This window comes from Micromonospora sp. NBRC 110009, from assembly GCF_030518795.1.
Classification (GTDB): Bacteria; Actinomycetota; Actinomycetes; order Mycobacteriales; family Micromonosporaceae; genus Micromonospora.
Map to the genome: position 1 here is coordinate 4,317,629 of NZ_CP130427.1, position 17,849 is coordinate 4,335,477.

The 17,849-nt window shown below is 74.4% G+C and carries 18 protein-coding genes; 12 read left to right on the top strand and 6 right to left on the bottom strand.

The window, feature by feature from the left end:
• The first annotated feature begins 80 nt into the window (after positions 1-80).
• Positions 81-233, top strand: a complete 153-nt coding sequence (locus Q2K19_RS20690) for a VOC family protein (protein WP_302763029.1) — start codon at positions 81-83, stop codon at positions 231-233.
• Between the two features lie 110 nt (positions 234-343).
• A complete protein-coding gene (locus Q2K19_RS20695) occupies positions 344-1,258 on the top strand; it encodes a helix-turn-helix domain-containing protein (RefSeq protein WP_302763030.1) in 915 nt (304 codons plus the stop codon).
• A 120-nt stretch (positions 1,259-1,378) separates the two neighbouring features.
• Here Q2K19_RS20695 and Q2K19_RS20700 read toward each other — a convergent pair whose 3' ends face one another.
• Complete coding sequence (locus Q2K19_RS20700) at positions 1,379-1,672, bottom strand: antibiotic biosynthesis monooxygenase family protein (RefSeq protein ID WP_302763031.1); 294 nt, start codon at positions 1,670-1,672, stop codon at positions 1,379-1,381.
• A gap of 103 nt (positions 1,673-1,775) precedes the next feature.
• Between Q2K19_RS20700 and pnuC the strand changes: the two genes are divergently transcribed.
• The 3 genes from pnuC to Q2K19_RS20715 all read left to right on the top strand — a co-directional run bounded on the left by pnuC (position 1,776) and on the right by Q2K19_RS20715 (position 4,878).
• On the top strand, positions 1,776-2,429 hold the full coding sequence (gene pnuC / locus Q2K19_RS20705; RefSeq protein ID WP_302763032.1) for a nicotinamide riboside transporter PnuC: 654 nt from the start codon (positions 1,776-1,778) through the stop codon (positions 2,427-2,429).
• Positions 2,426-3,529: an AAA family ATPase gene (locus Q2K19_RS20710; RefSeq protein ID WP_302763033.1), complete on the top strand. Its 1,104-nt coding sequence runs from the start codon at positions 2,426-2,428 to the stop codon at positions 3,527-3,529. The genes pnuC and Q2K19_RS20710 overlap by 4 nt, the downstream gene beginning before the upstream one ends.
• A gap of 350 nt (positions 3,530-3,879) precedes the next feature.
• The gene (locus tag Q2K19_RS20715) at positions 3,880-4,878 is read left to right on the top strand and encodes a TerC family protein (protein WP_302763035.1); all 999 of its coding nucleotides are present in this window, start codon (positions 3,880-3,882) and stop codon (positions 4,876-4,878) included.
• 60 nt (positions 4,879-4,938) lie between these two features.
• Here the strand turns inward: Q2K19_RS20715 and Q2K19_RS20720 are convergent, their stop codons facing one another.
• Together Q2K19_RS20720 and Q2K19_RS20725 are read right to left on the bottom strand one after the other, a co-directional pair.
• Complete coding sequence (locus Q2K19_RS20720) at positions 4,939-5,916, bottom strand: C40 family peptidase (RefSeq protein ID WP_302763037.1); 978 nt, start codon at positions 5,914-5,916, stop codon at positions 4,939-4,941.
• Positions 5,913-7,010 (bottom strand): mandelate racemase/muconate lactonizing enzyme family protein, encoded by a 1,098-nt coding sequence (locus Q2K19_RS20725; protein ID WP_302763039.1) that lies wholly within the window; start codon positions 7,008-7,010, stop codon positions 5,913-5,915. Before Q2K19_RS20725 ends, Q2K19_RS20720 begins: the two co-directional genes overlap by 4 nt.
• A 44-nt stretch (positions 7,011-7,054) precedes the next feature.
• Here Q2K19_RS20725 and Q2K19_RS20730 point away from each other — a divergent pair, with 44 nt between their 5' ends.
• A complete protein-coding gene (locus Q2K19_RS20730) occupies positions 7,055-7,852 on the top strand; it encodes a tyrosine-protein phosphatase (protein ID WP_302763040.1) in 798 nt (265 codons plus the stop codon).
• Between the two features lie 16 nt (positions 7,853-7,868).
• Here Q2K19_RS20730 and Q2K19_RS20735 read toward each other — a convergent pair whose 3' ends face one another.
• On the bottom strand, positions 7,869-8,732 hold the full coding sequence (locus tag Q2K19_RS20735; protein WP_302763041.1) for a serine hydrolase: 864 nt from the start codon (positions 8,730-8,732) through the stop codon (positions 7,869-7,871).
• Positions 8,733-8,799: 67 nt separating this feature from the next.
• Here Q2K19_RS20735 and Q2K19_RS20740 point away from each other — a divergent pair, with 67 nt between their 5' ends.
• Complete coding sequence (locus tag Q2K19_RS20740; protein WP_302763043.1) at positions 8,800-9,468, top strand: class I SAM-dependent methyltransferase; 669 nt, start codon at positions 8,800-8,802, stop codon at positions 9,466-9,468.
• An 84-nt stretch (positions 9,469-9,552) separates the two neighbouring features.
• On the opposite strand, the gene typA is transcribed toward Q2K19_RS20740, so the two are convergent.
• Positions 9,553-11,421: a translational GTPase TypA gene (typA, locus tag Q2K19_RS20745; protein WP_302763045.1), complete on the bottom strand. Its 1,869-nt coding sequence runs from the start codon at positions 11,419-11,421 to the stop codon at positions 9,553-9,555.
• Positions 11,422-11,553: 132 nt separating this feature from the next.
• Here typA and Q2K19_RS20750 point away from each other — a divergent pair, with 132 nt between their 5' ends.
• The 5 genes from Q2K19_RS20750 to Q2K19_RS20770 all read left to right on the top strand — a co-directional run bounded on the left by Q2K19_RS20750 (position 11,554) and on the right by Q2K19_RS20770 (position 17,551).
• On the top strand, positions 11,554-13,011 hold the full coding sequence (locus Q2K19_RS20750; protein ID WP_302763046.1) for a DedA family protein: 1,458 nt from the start codon (positions 11,554-11,556) through the stop codon (positions 13,009-13,011).
• Between the two features lie 31 nt (positions 13,012-13,042).
• Positions 13,043-13,915, top strand: coding sequence for a transglycosylase SLT domain-containing protein (locus Q2K19_RS20755; RefSeq protein WP_302763047.1), 873 nt, complete (start codon positions 13,043-13,045; stop codon positions 13,913-13,915).
• Positions 13,916-13,973: 58 nt separating this feature from the next.
• The gene (locus Q2K19_RS20760; RefSeq protein WP_302772672.1) at positions 13,974-15,632 is read left to right on the top strand and encodes a CocE/NonD family hydrolase; all 1,659 of its coding nucleotides are present in this window, start codon (positions 13,974-13,976) and stop codon (positions 15,630-15,632) included.
• A 66-nt stretch (positions 15,633-15,698) separates the two neighbouring features.
• Entirely contained in the window at positions 15,699-16,274 is a 576-nt protein-coding gene (locus Q2K19_RS20765; protein WP_302763048.1) for an ArsR/SmtB family transcription factor, read from the top strand.
• On the top strand, positions 16,271-17,551 hold the full coding sequence (locus tag Q2K19_RS20770; protein ID WP_302763049.1) for an MFS transporter: 1,281 nt from the start codon (positions 16,271-16,273) through the stop codon (positions 17,549-17,551). Before Q2K19_RS20765 ends, Q2K19_RS20770 begins: the two co-directional genes overlap by 4 nt.
• A 51-nt stretch (positions 17,552-17,602) precedes the next feature.
• Here the strand turns inward: Q2K19_RS20770 and Q2K19_RS20775 are convergent, their stop codons facing one another.
• The gene (locus tag Q2K19_RS20775; protein WP_302763050.1) at positions 17,603-17,806 is read right to left on the bottom strand and encodes a cold-shock protein; all 204 of its coding nucleotides are present in this window, start codon (positions 17,804-17,806) and stop codon (positions 17,603-17,605) included.
• Positions 17,807-17,849: the final 43 nt, after the last annotated feature.

The window sequence follows — 17,849 nt, forward strand, 5'->3', positions numbered from 1 at the left end:
GGCTACGGCGACGGCCTCGTCATCCTCGGCACCGGGCCCGCCCCCGCCTCCCGCCCGGCCGACGACGCCGCGTCTACGTGGTGGTGGACGACGTCGACCGGCACCACGAGCGGGCCCGGGCGGCCGGCGCGGAGATCGTCCGGCCGCCCTTTGACACCGACTACGGCTCCCGCGACTACGTGGCCCGGGACCTGTCCGGGCTGGTCTGGTCGTTCGGCACGTACCGGCCCTGACGCGGTGCCCGGCGCCCGTCGAGGCGCGATTCCCGCCTCGATCGCACTGAGCGAGCGAGGTATTGCCCTCCGTGACGGTCGTGCGTACTCTCCGTCGGTGGGAGGCGCGCATGCCGTTGTCAGCAAGTCCTGTGGTCCGCCGGGCGCGGCTCGGCGCGGAGCTGCGCCGGCTGCGCCACCGGGAGTCGCTCACCCTCGAGCAGGTCTGCGACCGGCTCGGCTGGGCGTCCACGTCCAAGCTGTCCCGCATCGAGCTGGGTCAGAGCCGGCCCGACCTGGCCGACGTGCTCGACCTGCTCGACGTCTACCAGGTGCCGCCCGGCCAGCGGGACGGGCTGATCGTCATCGCCCGCGACGCCGCCACGGGGCGCGGCTGGTCCAAGGCGCTGGGCGAGATGGGGGAGCGGCAGCGGGCGTACGCCGAGCTGGAGGCGGGCGCCGCCCGCATCGTCGAGTACCAAGCCGCCGTGGTGCCGGGGCTGCTCCAGACCCCGGAATACGCCCGGCTGCGGGTGGCCGCCGGGGCGCTGCTCTGCGACGGGGTGGACGTGGAGGCCGACGTGCGGGCCCGCGCGGTGCGTCAGGAACTGTTCGGGCGGCCGGATCCACCCCACTACACCGCCCTGCTCGACGAGCGGGTCTGCGACCCGGGCGGCACCCCGGCCGACGTCTGGCACGACCAGCTGCGGCACCTGGTCGCCCTCGCCGAGCGGCCGCAGGTCACCGTCCGGCTGCTGCCTCGCGACGCGGCTCCGCACGGCGGGGTCCACCCGCTGACGGCCTTCTCCTACTACGCGTACCCGGATCCGGCGGACCCGCGGACCGTGCTGGTGGAGACCCTCACCACCGATCTGCGGCTGGCCGGCCCGGCGGACATCGACCGGTATGAGCGGTTGATCGACTGGCTGCTGGCGGCGGCGCTGCCGGCGGACGCGTCGGCCGAACTGCTGGCCGGTCTCATCGGGCCGGCGGCCGTGCCCCGGCCGCGCGAGCCCCGGGACGCCCCGCTTCCCGCGGCGCACTGACCGCGGCCGGGTCAGGCCGCGCGCCATGAGACGCGCCGCCGCCGGGCCCGGCGCCCCCGATGACCGTCGGGACCGGCGACCGGCGCGTCGGGACCTACGCTATGTCCCCGGTACGACAGTTCAGGCGGGCACGTCCACGAAATGCTCGACCAGCGGCGGGCCGGCGAAGTGCGGGCCGATCAGCGCCCGCCACTGGGGGAAGCGCTCGCTCTGCCGGAAGTTGACGTCGTGCGCCTCCACCGAGTCCCACTCCACCAGCAGCACGAACCGGGACGGTGACTCCACGCCCCGGGTCATCCGCACCGAGCGGCACCCCTCCGTGCCGGCGAGGATCGGGCGCGCCTGCGCGTAGGCGGCGGCGAAGTCGTCCTCGTGTCCGGGCGTCACGTCGATCAGCGCGACCTCAAGAACCATGCCCCGAAGCCTCGCACGCGGGTCCCGGCCGCACGGTTCCGGGGGCTGTTCCGTCCCGCCGTCCGGCCTCTAGGGTGGGCGCGGGTAAACGGGGGAGGAACTCATGCTCGACTGGCTCACCGGCACGGCGTTCACCGTCGCGGGGACCGGCACCACCTGGGCCGAGCTGCTCGGCTTCGCCACCGGCGTGGTCAACGTCTGGCTGGTGGCGCGCCAGCACATCGCCAACTGGCCGATCGGCATCGCCAACGTGCTGCTGCTCATGCTGCTGTTCTGGACCGCCGGCCTGTACGCGGACGCCGGTCTCCAGATCGTCTACGTCGTCCTCGGCCTCTACGGGTGGTGGGCCTGGCGCTACGGCGGGGAGCGGCGCAGCCGGCTGACCGTGGCGCGTACCGGTCGGCGGGAGTGGTGGGCGCTCGGCGCGGCCGGCGTGCTGCTCACCGCCGGGCTGTGGGCGCTGCTGGACCGGGCCACCGACTCCACCGTGCCGCTCGCCGACGCGGTCACCACCGCGCTGTCCCTGCTGGCCACCTACGGCCAGACCCGCAAGCTGGTGGAGAGCTGGTGGCTCTGGATCGCCGCCGACCTGATCTACATCCCGCTCTACGCGTACAAGGGACTGTGGCTGACCGGCGGCCTCTACCTGATCTTCCTGGCGCTCTGCGTGCTCGGCCTGCGGGAGTGGCGGGCGGACCTGCGCCGACGGTCGGCGGCCACGCCGGTGCCGCCCGGCCCTGCCCCGGTGGCGGCGTGACCGGCGCGGCGGTGACGGCGGCCGGGCAGCCGGGCGGGCGTCGGCCGGAGTTCCGGCACGGGCTGGTGGTCGGGAAGTTCTATCCGCCGCACGCCGGGCACCACGCGCTGATCGAGGCCGCCGCGACCCGCTGCGCGGCGGTCACCGTGGTGGTCGCCCCGTCGCGCCGCGAGTCGATCCCGCTGGCCGATCGGGTGGACTGGCTGCGCGAGGCGCATGCGGCCACCCCGTGGGTCCGGGTCGTCGGCCGGTACGACGACCACCCGGTGGACTACGCCGACCCGGCGGTCTGGGACCTGCACTGCGGGGTGTTCCGGGACGCGCTCGGCGGGGAGCCGGTGGACGCCGTCTTCTCGTCGGAGGCGTACGGCGCGGAACTGGCCCGCCGCTTCGACGCGGTGCCGGTCTGCGTGGACCTGGACCGGCGGGCGGTCCCGGTCTCCGGCACGGCGGTGCGGGCCGACCCGGTGGCGCACTGGCACCGGCTGAGCCCGCCGGTGCGCGCCTGGCTGGTCCGCCGGGTCGTGGTGGTGGGGGCGGAGTCCACCGGCACCACCACGATGGCGGAGGCGCTCGCCGCCCACTACCGCACCGCCTACGTGCCGGAGTACGGCCGCGAGCTGACCGCGCGCAAGCTGGCCGAGCTGCGGCGCCGGCGGCCGGCGGCGACCGTCTTCGACGTCACCTGGGACCGGGCGGACTTCGCCGAGGTGGTGCGCGAGCAGCAGGCGGCCGAGGACGCGGCGGCCCGGGTGAGCGGCCCGTTGCTGTTCTGCGACACCGACGCGCGGGCCACCGCGGTCTGGGAGGAGCGCTATCTCGGCTCGTCCTCCGCGTCGGTGCGGGCGGCCGCCCGCCGGCCGGCGCTGTACCTGCTGACCGACCACGAGAGGGTGCCCTTCGCGGACGACGGGCTGCGGGACGGGGAGCACCTGCGGGCGTGGATGACCGGGCGGTTCCGTATGGAGCTGGCCGGTTGCGGGGTGCCGGTGGTGGAGCTGCGCGGCCCGCACGCGGCGCGGCTGGCGACCGCCGTGGCCGCCTGCGACGCCCTGCTGGCCGCCGGCTGGCAGTTCGCCGATCCGCTGTTGCCCGCCTGAGGCCGGTGCCCCACAACCGTTCACCTAGCCTCCTAGGACGTCGTAGGCAGGGTGAGCCCAGGCTTCGGGGAAAGTGATCCCGCCGTCAATACCGACCCCTGGAGATGCGCCGGGCGGGTCGGATGGTGAACAATGGCGGCCGAGGAGGGGAGTATTCCCCCGCGACGGAGTCGTCAGCACGGAAGAGCGCCGGCCCCCCGGTGGCACGACCCGGCCCCGTCGGTCAGCGGCCCAGCCCTGGGCCGGTGGCGGAAGAGACCTCCGACAGTCACCAGAGTCAGCGTCGACGCACCCCGGCCGCTCACCCGGCGTACGGTGTGCCCGACGCTGTGTGTCTGCCGGAGGATGAATTGAACGTGTCCGGACTGGCGTGGGCCGGGACCCTCGTCGCGCTGACGGCGATCCTGCTCATCGACCTGCTCATCATCGGTCGTCGCCCACACGAGCCGAGCGTCCGTGAGTCGAGCCTCTGGGTCGGCTTCTACGTCGGGCTGGCGCTGCTCTTCGGCGCCGGGCTCTGGCTCACCTCCGGGCCGAGCGCGGCGGGCCAGTTCTACACCGGGTGGCTCACCGAGTACAGCCTCTCGGTGGACAACCTCTTCGTCTTCGTGATCATCATGGCCCGCTTCGGGGTGCCCCGGAAATACCAGCAGAAGGTGCTGCTCATCGGCATCCTGCTGGCGCTGGTGATGCGGGGTGGCTTCATCGCCGCGGGCGCCGCGCTGATCTCCCAGTTCTCCTGGGTCTTCTACATCTTCGGCGCGTTCCTGATCTACACGGCGATCAACCTGGCCCGGCAGGGCGAGCCGGACGAGGACGAGTTCAGCGAGAACCTGCTCATCCGGTGGAGCCGCAAGGCGCTGCCGCTGTCCCGGGACTTCGACGGGGCGCGGATGACCACCCACGAGAACGGCCGCCGGCTGTTCACCCCGATGCTGATCGTGATGATCGCGATCGGCACCACCGACCTGATCTTCGCGCTCGACTCGATCCCGGCGATCTTCGGCATCACCCAGGAGCCCTACCTGGTCTTCACCGCGAACGTGTTCGCGCTGATGGGCCTCCGGCAGCTCTACTTCCTGCTCGGCGGGCTGCTGGACCGGCTGATCTACCTCAGCTACGGCCTGGCCGTGGTGCTCGGCTTCATCGGGGTGAAGCTGGTCCTGGAGGCGCTCGCCGACAACAATCTGCCGTTCGTCAACGGGGGCGAGCACGTCGCGTGGGCCCCGCACATCCCGATCTGGCTGTCCCTGGTCGTCATCCTGGGCACCCTGGCGGTCGCCACCGCGGCCAGCCTGTTCAAGTCGTCGCGCGACCGGCGCCGCGAGCTGGCCGACGCCCGGCGCTGACCGGACCAACCGGAAAAGGGGCGCTCCCGAGGTCGGGAGCGCCCCTTTCGGCGTACGGGGTCAGACGCGGCGCGCGCCGACCAGGGTGGCCTCGCGATCCGGGGGAAGCCGCTCCTCCAGCACCCGGCGCTTGACGTAGTCGGCGTGCAACATCCGCCGGACGTCGCCGTGCGGTTCGGTGCTGACGATGCCGACGTGGTGGATCGGGCGGCCGGGCCGGGCGAAGAAGTAGAGGTCGCCGGGGAGTTCCTCGCCCAGCGCCACCTCGCTGCCCACCTCGGCCTGGTCGGCGGCGTCCCGGGGCAGCGTCACCCCGTACCGGCGCCAGGCCGTGCGCACCAGGCCGGAGCAGTCGATGCCGTGGCTGGAGTGCCCGCCCCAGACGTAGACCAGGTCGTGCAGCCGCTCGGCCACGGCCAGCACCTCCTTGGCGTCCGGCCGCTCGGTGGGCAGCGGGACGAGGTCGCCCTCGGGCGCCCAGAGCGGGTCGGCCCGGCCCGGCACCCGCACCGGCCGCCAGCCGTCCACCGGCCGGCCCGCCGGCGCGAGGCGGGTGCTGAGGACCACGCCGGGCAGCGCCACCGGACCGTCCGGGGCGGTGCGCAGCGCGGTGAGCGTGGCGTCCACCACCAGTGGGGCGGCGGACTGGTCCGCCTCCGCCGGGGCGGTCAGCTGGGCGGCGGGCAGCCAGCCGGGGTAGCCCCGGGGGTCCAGCTCGGCGGCGGGCTGTTCGACGGCGACCACCTGCGCCCAGCCGTCCGGGCGCAGCTCGGTGACGAGCACCCGCTCACCGAGCAGCAGCTGGCTGAGCACGCATTCGCCGACCTGCTGGTCCCGGTCCATGCCGGCGACCCAGGCGGCGACGTCGGGCGTATCGGTCAGCGCGGGGCGGTCGATCGGTCGGACCGCCTCGGGTGCGGTCCAGAGGGTCGCGACCGGGACCCGGACGAGGGCCTCGTGGCCCGGTTGCAGCTCCACGTCCACCCCCAGCTCGCGCTTCTCCGGATCGACCCTATGAAAAAAACCAACGGCACTCAACTGCGGGTCTGAACCTTTGCTTCACCCAGGCTCGCGATGCCGAGTCCCGGCTCGTCCGGGAGCAGCACGTGCGCACCGTCGTACCGGATGCCGCCGGTGACCGGCGACCAGGCGAGCCACCAGGCCGCGTCGAGGTCCGAGACGGCGCTGGTGCCGTACGCGGCGACCAGGCTGGCCGCGGCGCCCACGCCCACCGGGCTCTCCATCATCGAGCCGACGATGGTGCCCATCCCGTGGGCGGCGGCCAGGTCGAGCAGCGCCCGGGCGGTGTGCAGGCCGCCGCTCTTGGCCAGCTTGACGTTCACCATGTCGGCGGCCCGGCGGCGGATCACCTCCACCAGGTCGCGCAGGTCGAAGACCGACTCGTCGGCGAGGATCGGCAGGTCGACCCGGTCGCTGACCCAGGCCAGCCCGTCCAGGTCCCGGCGGTGGACCGGCTGCTCGACCAGCTCGACGTCGAGCCCGGCGTCCTCGATGCCGCGGATCACCCGGACCGCCTCGCGCGGCGTCCAGCCCTGGTTGGCGTCGAGCCGGATGCGCACGTCCGGACCGACCGCGGCGCGGACCGCCCGGACCCGGTCCAGGTCGCCCCGGGCGTCCGTGCCGACCTTCAGCTTGAGCACGGTGAAGCCCTCCGCCCGGCGCTGCTTCGCCGCGGCGGCCAGGTCGACCGCGTCGCCGGCGGCCAGGGTGACGTCCGTCGGGACGCGCAGCGCGGTCCCGCCGAGCAGCCGCACCAGGGGTACGCCGAGCCGCCGCGCGGCCAGGTCGTGCAGGGCGACGTCCACCGCGGCCTTGGCGGACTCGTTGCCGGCCACCGCGCGGCGCACCTCGGCGCAGCGGGCCTGCAGGTCGTCGGCGTCCCGCCCGGTCAGCACGGGGGCGAGCAGGTCCCGGACGCACGCCTCGGCGCCGGCGGTCGACGCGCCGGTCACCTGCCACACCTGCGGGGCCTCGCCGAAACCGGACCGCCCGTCACGGTCCACCACCTCGACGACCAGGGTGTCCACCGTGGTGGTGCGGCGCAGCGCGGTGACGAACGGGGTGTGTAAGGGGGCGGAGAGCCGGTGGGTGCGTACCGCGGCGATGGTCATGTCCGGCACCCTATACGCAGGTGACCGGCGACAGGGGAGGGCCGATGGCGGGACGAGGCTGGGAGCTGGTGGGCGCGCCGAACGCCCGTGACCTGGGCGGGCTGCCCGCGGCGGACGGGCGGCGGGTACGCGCCGGCCGGCTGATCCGCACCGCCGCGCTGGGCCGGCTCACCGACGAGGACCTGCCGGTGCTGGCCGAGCTGGCGCCCGCCTGCGTGGTGGACCTGCGGCACGCCACCGAGCAGGACGTCGCCCCGCCGGACCGCCTGGTCGGCGGGCCCCGGGTGGTGCACCTGCCGGTGTACGACCCGGCCCACCCGGTGTTCACCTACGTCTCGGCGGTGCTGCTCGGCCACGACCTGGCCGCCTACGAGGAGCTGGCTCGGCAGGGCATGCCGGGGGCGATGTGCGCGATCTACCGGTGGTTCGTCACCGGGGAGTCGGCGCGGGCCGGTTTCGGGGCGGCGGTCCGGCTGGCCGCCGAGGCGGGGAACCTGCCGCTGCTGTTCCACTGCTCGGCCGGCAAGGACCGCACCGGCTGGCTGTCGGTCGTGCTGCTCACCGCGCTCGGCGTGGACGAGGCCGCGATCCGGGCCGACTACCTGCGGCACAACGAGCTGACCGAGAGCCTGCGCGAGGTGCTGCTCGCCGCGATGACCCGCCAGCGGCCGGACCTGGACCCGGCGGTGGCGCGCCCGCTGCTGGAGGTGCGGCCGGACTACCTGGACGCCGCCTACGACGAGGTGCGGCGGGTGCACGGGTCGTTCGGGGCGTACCTGCGCGACGGGTTGGGGGTGACGGAGGAGACGGTCGCCGCGCTGCGGGCGCGCCTGCTGGAGTGAGCCGCCGGCGGGCGGGTCAGCCGGCCAGGGTGTGCCGGGACGCCCAGACCCGGGCGGAGACCTCGGCGATCAGGCGGCAGGCGTCGTCGACCTCCTCGCCGGTCGGGCCGCCGTCGGCCAGGTCGGTGGTGGTGCAGACGACGATCGCGTACGGCGGGGCGTCGTCCGGGAAGACGACCCCGGCCCCGTGCCGGATGCCGCGTACCCAGCCGTTCTTGTGTGCGATCCGGGTGCCCTCGGGCAGGCCGGCGGCGAGGTCCTCGCGGTGCTCCTGGGCGAAGAGGACGTCCAGCATGGACGCGCAGCCGGCCGGGGAGGCGAGCGGCCCGGGTTCGCGGGCGCCGCGGGCCAGCCCGCCGAGCAGGGCGGCCAGGTCGGCGGCGGTGACCAGGTTGTCGATGCCGGCGTCCCGGGCGGCGAAGTCCTCGATGCCCCGGCCGGTGACGCTGTGCCGCGCCCCGGCGTGCGCCCAGGCCTCGGCCACGGCCGGCAGCCCGACCTGGCCGATGAGAACGTTGGTGGCCAGGTTGCTGGACCGGATGATCATCCGCTCGGCGAGCCAGCGCGGCGGCGCGGTGCCGCCGACCCGGGCCCAGACCGCGTCGTCGTTGTCGTAGTGCTGGGCGTTGGCGAACCGGGGCGCGCCGGGCAGCGCGGAGTCGAACGCGTTGCGCACCGGGATCGGCCGGTCCAGGTCGAGGCGGCCGGCCTCGGCGGCGCGGTGCAGCGCCACCAGCACGCCCACCTTCATGGTGCTCGCCGCGTAGTGGGTGGCGTCGGGCAGCCGGGTCCAGGTGGGCGGGGCGCCCAGCCGCCCCACGTACGCGGAGACGGTGCCGGGCACCTTGTCGAGGTGCGCGTCGAGATCCTCCCAGGTCATGCCGGTGACCGTAGCGGATCACCGGGCGGGGCTGCGGCCCGGCCGGTGGCCGGTCTAGCGTGCGCAGATGACGACCGCCGCGTACGACGCCATCGCCGACTGGTACGAGGACTACGTCACGAACAGCGCCGGCGACTACAGCCGCCGGGTGCGGGACGTGCTGGCCGGGTTGCTCGGCACCGGCCCGGGGCGCTGCCTCGACCTGTGCTGCGGCACCGGTGCGCACGCCGCCGAGCTGCGCCGGTTGGGTTGGGACCCGGTGGGCATCGACCTGTCGGCCGGGCAGCTGCGGCACGCCCGAGGCCGGCTGCCGGTGGCCCGGGCCGACGCGACCGCGCTGCCGTTGCCCGACGCGGCGGTGCCGGCCGCGGTCTGCGTGCTCGCCCACACCGACATGCCGGACTACCCGGCGACGATCGCCGAGGCGGCCCGGGTGCTGACGCCCGGCGGTCGGCTGGTGCACGTGGGCGTGCACCCCTGCTTCTGCGGGGCGTTCGCCGATCGGTCCGATCCGGAGCGGATCGTGATCGACGGCGGCTACGCCGAGCGGGCGCGCACCTTCCGGAGCTGGAACTCGACCGGGGTGCGGGCCCGGGTGGGCGCCTGGCACGTCCCCCTCGGCGAGCTGCTCACCGCGGTCGCCCGCGCCGGCCTGGTGCTGACCCGGATCGAGGAGTCGGGCTCCGGCCCCGTCCCCGACATCCTCGCCTTCCAGGCCACCAAACCCACCCCCTGACCCCGCGGGCGGGGGCGGGGGGCGGAGATGGGGGAGCCCGGGCCGCCGAGGGCGGTCCGGGCTCCGGTGCGGGCTGGGGAAGGCTCAGCCGGCGTGCTTGCGGCGGGCCGCCATCCGGCCGCGCTGGGTCTGGTCCAGCACCACCTTGCGGATCCGGACCGCGGCCGGGGTCACCTCGACGCACTCGTCCTCGCGGCAGAACTCGAGGGCCTGCTCCAGCGACAGCTTGCGCGGCGGGATCAGCTTCTCGGTCTCGTCCGCGGTCGACGACCGCATGTTGGTGAGCTTCTTCTCCTTGGTGATGTTGACGTCCATGTCGTCGGAGCGCGAGTTCTCGCCGACGATCATGCCCTCGTACACCTCGGTGCCCGGCTCGACGAAGAGCTGGCCGCGCTCCTGGAGGTTGGTCATCGCGAACGCGGTGACGGCGCCCGACCGGTCGGCCACCAGCGACCCGTTGTTGCGGGTCCGCAGCTCGCCGAACCACGGCTCGTACGACTCGAAGACGTGGTGCAGGATGCCGGTGCCGCGGGTCTCGGTGAGGAACTCGGTGCGGAAGCCGATCAGGCCGCGCGCCGGGACCAGCCACTCCATCCGGATCCAGCCGGTGCCGTGGTTGACCAGCTGCTCCATCCGGCCCTTGCGGGTGGCCAGGAGCTGGGTGATCGCGCCCAGGTACTCCTCCGGCGCGTCGATGGTCAGCCGCTCGACCGGCTCGCAGGTCTTCCCGTCGATCTCCTTGGTGACCACCTGCGGCTTGCCGACGGTCAGCTCGAACTGCTCGCGGCGCATCTGCTCGACCAGGATGGCCAGCGCCAGCTCACCGCGGCCCTGCACCTCCCAGGCGTCCGGACGCTCGGTGGGCAGCACCCGCAGCGACACGTTGCCGACCAGCTCCTTGTCGAGCCGGTCCTTGACCATGCGGGCGGTGACCTTGGCGCCCTTGACCCGGCCGACCAGCGGCGAGTTGTTCGTGCCGATGGTCATCGAGATGGCCGGCTCGTCGACGGTGATCAGCGGCAGCGGGACCGAGTTCTCCGCGTCGGCCAGGGTTTCCCCGATCATGATCTCGGGGATGCCGGCGACGGCGATGATGTCGCCCGGGCCGGCCGACTCGGCCGGCTTGCGCTCCAGGCCCTCGGTCATCAGCAGCTCGGAGATGCGCACCCGCTGGGTGCTGCCGTCGGTGCGGCACCAGGCCACGGTCTGGCCCTTGCTGATGGTGCCCTGCCGCACCCGGCACAGCGCGAGCCGGCCGAGGAACGGCGAGGCGTCGAGGTTGGTGACGTGCGCCTGCAGCGGCGCGTCCGCCTCGTACGCGGGCGCCGGGATGGTGTCCAGCAGGGTGCGGAACAGCGGCTCCAGGTTGTGGCTGTCGCTGGGCACCGCGCCGTCGGCCGGCTGGGTCAGCGAGGCGATGCCGTCGCGGGCGCAGGCGTAGACGATCGGGAAGTCGATCTGCTCCTCGTCGGCGTCCAGGTCGAGGAAGAGCTCGTAGGTGTCGTCCACGACCTCCTTGATCCGGGCGTCGGGGCGGTCCACCTTGTTGATCACCAGGATGATCGGCAGCCGGGCCTTGAGGGCCTTGCGGAGCACGAACCGGGTCTGCGGCAGCGGTCCCTCGCTGGCGTCGACCAGCAGCACCACCCCGTCGACCATCGTCAGGCCCCGCTCGACCTCGCCGCCGAAGTCGGCGTGGCCCGGGGTGTCGATGATGTTGATGGTGACCGGGTCGGAGCCGTCCGCCGGCAGGTAGTGCACGCCGGTGTTCTTGGCCAGGATGGTGATGCCCTTTTCCCGCTCGAGGTCCATCGAGTCCATGACCCGCTCGGTGACCTCACCGCGGGCGCCGTAGGCGCCGGCCTGCCGCAACATGGCGTCGACCAGGGTCGTCTTGCCGTGGTCGACGTGGGCGATGATGGCGACGTTGCGGAGGTCGGTGCGAAGCTGCATACCCTCCATACTCCTGTCTGCGGTTGCCGGGGAAGGCCTCGGGGTGACCCCGAATTCGCCCGGATCTCTGCCGAAACTGCTGTCCCGACCGTTCTGTCGGTTGGCATGCTGACCCCGTGCATGGGGGACCGGATGCCTGACCTGCTGACGTGGCTGCAGGGCCAACCGTCCCTGCTGATCTACCTGGTCGCCGCGATGATCGTCGCGGGCGAGACCGCGGTGATCTTCGGACTGCTGGTGCCGGGTGAGGCGACCCTGCTGCTGGTCGGCTTCTTAGCCTACGCGGGGACCCTGCGGATTATTCCGGCGCTGCTGGCCATGACGGCGGCCGCCGTGATCGGAGACACACTCGCCTTCCGGGCCGGCCGCCGGTACGGGCCGCGGCTGCGCGCCTCCGGGCTCGGCGCCCGGATCGGCGCCGAGCGGTGGCGACGGGCCGACTCGCTGCTCGACCGGCTCGGCGGCCGGGGCGTGCTGGCCGCCCGCTGGGTGGCCTTCGCCCGGACGCTGGCGCCCCGGCTGGCCGGGGCGGCCGGGCTGCCGTACCGGCGGTTCGCGCCGTGGAACCTGGCCGGGGTGGTCAGCTGGGTCGGCGCCTCCGTGCTGGTCGGGTACGTCGCCGGCGAGTCGTACGAGCGGGTCTCCCGGCTGCTCGGCCGGGCCACCGGCGCGGTGCTGGTGCTGCTGCTCTGCCTGACCGGCGTGGTGCTGGCCGGCCGCTGGCTCGGCCGCAACCCCGACCCGGCGCGGGCGCTGGCCGCCCGGGCGGCCGCCCTGCCCCCGCTGCGCTGGCTGCGCGCCCGGTACGGGGTGCTGCTCTTCCTGGTCGCCATGCGGTTCGGGCCGGCCTGGACGCTGCTGTTCAGTCTCGCCGCCGGCCTGCTGCTGCTGTTCACCGCCGGGCTGGCCGTCGCCGCGGTGCTGGAGGCGGTGGTCCGGCACAGCGGGCTCGGGGTGCTCGACGGCCTGGTCGCCGACTGGTTCGCCGCCCGGCGTACCCCCGGGGTGGCCGACGCGGCGCTGGCCGTGGTCTCGGTGCTGCGCGGGTCTTTCCTGATCGCCGCGGTGGCCGTCGTCGCGGCGGTGCTGGCCTGGCGGCACCGGCCCTGGCGGGCCGACCCGCTCAGCGTGGTCGGCACGGCCGGGGCGTTCGTGCCGCTGGTCGTGCTGGCCGTGGTCGCCGACCTGACCGGGCCGGGTGGCCCGGCGGTGTCCACGGAGCTGTTGCCCACCCAGAACGCGGTGGTGACGGCGAGCTTCGGCACGTTGGCCTGGCTGCTGTCCCGGGGTGCGCGCTGGCCGGTGGCGGTGACGGTGTGGACGGGTGCCCTGGCGGGCGTGGTCGCCGTCGGCGGCGCCCGGCTCTACCTGGGGTGGAGCACGGCCAGCGGCACCGCCACCTCCGTCCTGCTCGGGGCGGCCTGGGTCACGGTGTTCGTGGTCGCCTGGGCCACCCGGGACCGGGCGGCGGGCGGGGCGGCCGAATCGTCCACAGGGGAAGCGGGGCCGGCCGGCCGGCGCCGCCCGCTGCGGCCGCGCCGGTTCCGGACCGCCTCCCGGGTTCCCCGGGAACCCGTTGATCCCTGCTAGGGTGCGCCCGGACGACCACGGGGGAGGTCCGATGCAGCGAAGGGTTGGCCGGTGGGCCACGGCGGCGGTCGCCGGGCTGGTGCTGGCGGGGGTCGTCGCGGGCTGCGGCGGCGCGGAGCGGCCGGCCCGCGAGGTGGCGGTCGAGCTGCCGACGGAGGTGCCGGCCCAGGCGCCGGCCGACGAGCCGAGCGAGGAGCCGCCGGCGGTCGAGGCGATGGGTGTCGCGCCCAGCGCCACGCCCAGCCCGAGCGCCAGGCCGACGACGAAGCCGAAGCCGAAGCCGCGCCGGACGTCCGCCGGCCCGCTGGCCACGCCGAAGCCGCCGACCGAGACCCGGGTGCCGCCGCCCCCGCCGAAGCCCGCGCCGAGCGGTTGTCAGCCCAGCTACCGGGGCACCCAGGCCACCCGCAGCGAGGTGAAGTCGGCGCTGTCCGACGCGGCCGCGAAGACCTACTGGCCGACCTCGGCGCCGGACATCAAAATTCCGCTGAACCTGGTCAAGGCCACCGCCTGGCAGGAGAGCGGCTGGCAGTCCAACATCGTGGCCTGCGACGGCGGCATCGGGCTGATGCAGGTCATGCCGGCCACCGCCGACTGGATGAACCAGCGCTTCGGCGAGTCGTACGACATCGACGACTACCGGGACAACGCCTATCTGGGCGCCAACTACCTGGCCTGGCTCACCAAGTACATCGGTGACATGTACTTCGAGGCGGACTACCGGCTGGACGCCTCGCTGTGCACCAGCGAGCTGAACTCGTGCCTGCTCAATGCGGTGATCGCGGCCTACAACTACGGCCACAACGCGGTGGCCCAGGAGGGTGAGCCGCTGGCCATCCCCAACCCGCAGTACGTGCGCAACGTGCGGGCGCTGATGACCGAGTGCGTCTGCCTGGATTACTGAGCTGACGGACGTCGAAGCGGGCGGCGGAGACCGTCACTCCCGAACGTTCCGTGGACTGATCGTGGACCGGCTGGTGACCCGGGTCGCCCGCGCGGCGCTGCGGCTGCCCGCCGCGCGTACCCGGCGGGTCGCGGTGACCCGGGGCATCCCCGTGCGGGTGCGTGACGGCGTCGCCCTCCGTACCGACCACTACGCCCCGGACCTGCCGGACGCGCCCACCGTGCTCGTCCGGACGCCGTACGGGCGGGGCGGCCCGATGCGGCTGCTCGGGCGGCTCACCGCCGAACGCGGCTTCCACGTGGTGATCCAGTCCTGCCGGGGCACGTACGGCTCCGGCGGTGAGTTCGCCCCGCTGGTGCACGAGCGCGACGACGGCCTGGACACCCTGGACTGGTTGCGCCGGCAGCGCTGGTGGACCGGGGCGTTCGGCATGTTCGGCGCCAGCTACCAGGGCTTCGTGCAGTGGGCGCTCGCCGCCGAGGCGGCCGACGAGCTGCGCGCGATGGTCGCGGTGGTCACCGCCTCGGCGACCCGGGACTCCACCTACGCCGGCGAGTCGTTCGCTCTGGACACCGTGCTGACCTGGGCCGAGCTGCTGCAGGCGCAGACCGTGCCGTGGCTGGCCCGGCAGTGGGAGCTGAAACGGGGCCAGCCCCGGTTGATCCGGGCGCTGGCGCACCTGCCGCTGGTCGAGGCGGACCGGGTGGCCACCGGGGTGACCGTGCCGTTCTTCCAGGAGTGGCTGCGCCATCACACGCCCGACGCCGACTACTGGCGGCCCCGGGTCTTCGGCGACCGGATCACCGAGGTGCGCGCCCCGGTGGCGATGGTCAGCGGCTGGCAGGACATCTTCCTCCCCGCCCAACTCGACGACTACGCCCGGCTGCGCGCCGTCGGCGCCGGGCCGCGGCTGATCGTCGGCCCGTGGACCCACGGCAGCCCGGGGCTCTTCGTGGCCGCCCTCCGGGAGGGCCTCGACTGGCTCGACGAGCACCTGGCCGGCCGTCCTGCCCCGCGCCGCGCTCCGGTCCGCGTGCACGTCGGCGGCGCCGGGGGCGGCTGGCGGGACCTGCCCGACTGGCCGCCGCCGGCCGTGCCGACCCGCTGGCACCTGCACGCCGGGGGGTCCCTCGCGTGCGCCCCGCCGACCGCCTCCCCGCCCGACCGGATCTGGTACGACCCGGCCGACCCGACCCCGTCGCTCGGCGGCCCGCTGCTGGTCGCCCAGCGGGCCGGCGCGGTGGACAACCGGCCGGTGGAGGCCCGACCGGACGTGCTGACCTGGACCAGCGGGCCGTTGGACGGGCCGGTCGAGGTGGTCGGCCCGGTGCACGCCGAGATTCACGTCCGCAGCGAGCTGTCCTACCTGGACGTCTTCGTCCGGCTCTGCGACGTGGACCGCCGGGGCCGGTCGTGGAACGTCTGCGACGGTCTGGTCCGGGTGGCCCCCGGCCGCTTTCCCACCGACCCCTCCGGAGTGGTCACCGTCCCGGTCACCCTCTGGCCGGCGGCCCACAGTTTCGCATCCGGGCACCGGTTGCGCGTGCAGGTCTCCGGCGGCGCCCACCCGCGCTACGCGCGGAACCCGGGCACGGGCGAGCCGCTCGGCACGGCCGTCACTCTGCGTGCGGGGTGGCGGGAGATCCTGCATGATCCCGGGCACCCGTCGGCCATCGTGCTGCCGATCTCCCCGGCACCGTCCACCGCGACCCCCTAGGCTCGGGCGGGGGCGAATCGGCAACAGGCATTGCGCAATAGCTCTTGCATATGTCAGGGTCTCTGCATGGAGAACCCCGGCGTCCGGCAGGTCACGGACTCACGCGTCCTCGCGGCACTCGCCCACCCGCTGCGCCGTCGACTGATGGACGTGCTCAAGGTGCACGGGTCGTCGACCGTCGGCCAACTCGCCGAGCGGACCGAACAGGCGCCGGCGAACGTCAGTCACCACCTCAAGGTGCTCGCCGCCGCCGACCTGGTCGCGGAGGCGCCGGAGCTGGCCCGGGATCGCCGGGAGCGGTGGTGGCGGCTGCGCGACCGGGCGGTGCGCTGGTCCAGCGCCGACTTCGACGCCGACCCCGCCGCCCGGGCCGTGGCCGACGCCGCCAACTCGCTGAACCTGGACCGGCACGTCGCCCTGGTCCGGGCCTGGAACGCCGCCCCCGAGGCGGACCACGCGGCCTGGGGCGAGGGGCCGTTCAGCACCGACCGATGGCTGCACCTCACCCCCGAGGAGCTGGCCCAGCTCGGGCGCGAGGTGACCGAACTGTTCGCCCGCTGGGCCGACCGACCGGCCCCGGACGACGGACGGTCCCGCGAACCCGTCTTCCTGTTCGCCCACGGCGTGCCGGCCCAGCCGTGACCGCCGCGACCCGTAAGCCGGTCCGGGAGCCCGCGCCCCGGCGACCCGGCGGCCTGCTCCGGCACCGCGACTTCCGGCTGCTCTGGGCGGGGCAGGCGGTCAGCGCCGTCGGCAGCAACGTGACCGCCGTGGCCCTGCCCCTGGTCGCGGTCGCCGTGCTGGACGCGACCACCTTCCAGGTCGCGGTGCTCACCGCCGCCGCCTGGCTGCCGTGGCTGCTGGCCGGCCTGCCCGCCGGTGCCTGGGTGGACCGGGTCCGCCGCCGCCCGGTCATGATCGCCTGTGACCTGGCCTCGGCGGCGCTCTTCCTGAGCGTCCCGGCGGCCGCCCTGCTCGACCTGCTCACCGTCGGCCAGCTCCTGGTCGTGGCGCTGGGCGCCGGCCTGGCCCGGGTCTTCTTCGAGACCGCCGACCAGGTCTACCTGCCCACCCTGCTCCGGCCCGAGGAGGTGCCGGAGGGGAACGCGAAGCTGCACGCCACGCAGACCGCCAGCTACCTCGTCGGACCCGGGCTGGCCGGCCTGATCGCTCAGCTCGCCGGCGCGGTGACCGCGGTGCTGCTCGACGCGGTGAGCTTCCTGGTCTCCGCCCTGTGCCTGCGGAGCATCCGGGCGGTCGAGCCCCGACCGGAACGCCCCGACGGGCCGTCCTCCCTGGGGCGCGAGGTGGCCGACGGGCTGCGGTTCGTCGTCCGCGACCCGCACCTGCGGGTGATGACGCTGTTCGGCGCGGCCAGCAACATCGGGCTCACCGGCTACCAGGCCGTGCTGGTCGTCTTCCTGGTCCGCTCCGCCGGGCTGCCCCCGAGGCTGGTCGGCCTGCTGATCGGACTGGCCAGTGTGGGCGGGATCGTGGGCGCGAGCCTCGCCACCCCGCTCGCCCGCCGGCTCGGCTCCGCCCGCGCGATGCTGCTCGCCGCCGCGCTGGCCGGGCCGCCGGCGCTGCTCATCCCGCTGGCCGGCCCCGGCGCCCGGGTGGTCTGGCTCGTCCTCGGCGGCGCGCTGGTCAGCCTGGGCGTCGCCGTGGGCAACGTGGTCAAGGGCAGCTTCCGGCAGACGTACACCCCGCACCGGCTGCTCGGTCGGGTGACCGTCAGCATGCAGCTGCTGAACTACGGGACGATCCCGCTGGCAGCGGTGTTCGCCGGGGCGGTCGGCGCAGCGTGGGGCCCGGCCGGGGCGATCCGGCTGATGACCGCCTGGCTGGCGCTGACCCCGCTGCTCCTGCTCCTCGGCCCGCTCCGGCGCCGCCGTGACCTGCCGGCAAGGGCGGGCTGAGAATGCGCTGCGGCGACGGTCGGCCCCCGACCGCCGCCGCCGGCACGGGTACTACATCGGGCGGACGTTGTCCGCCTGCGGACCCTTCTGCCCCTGGGTCACCTCGAACTCGACCTTCTGGCCCTCCTGCAGCTCCCGGTAGCCGCCCGACTGGATGGCCGAGTAGTGGACGAACACGTCCGGACCCCCGCCGTCCTGCTCGATGAAGCCGAAGCCCTTTTCCGAGTTGAACCACTTGACCGTGCCGGTTGCCATGCGTCTCTCCCTGTTCAAAGCGGGTGAGCACCGGCCGCCGCGG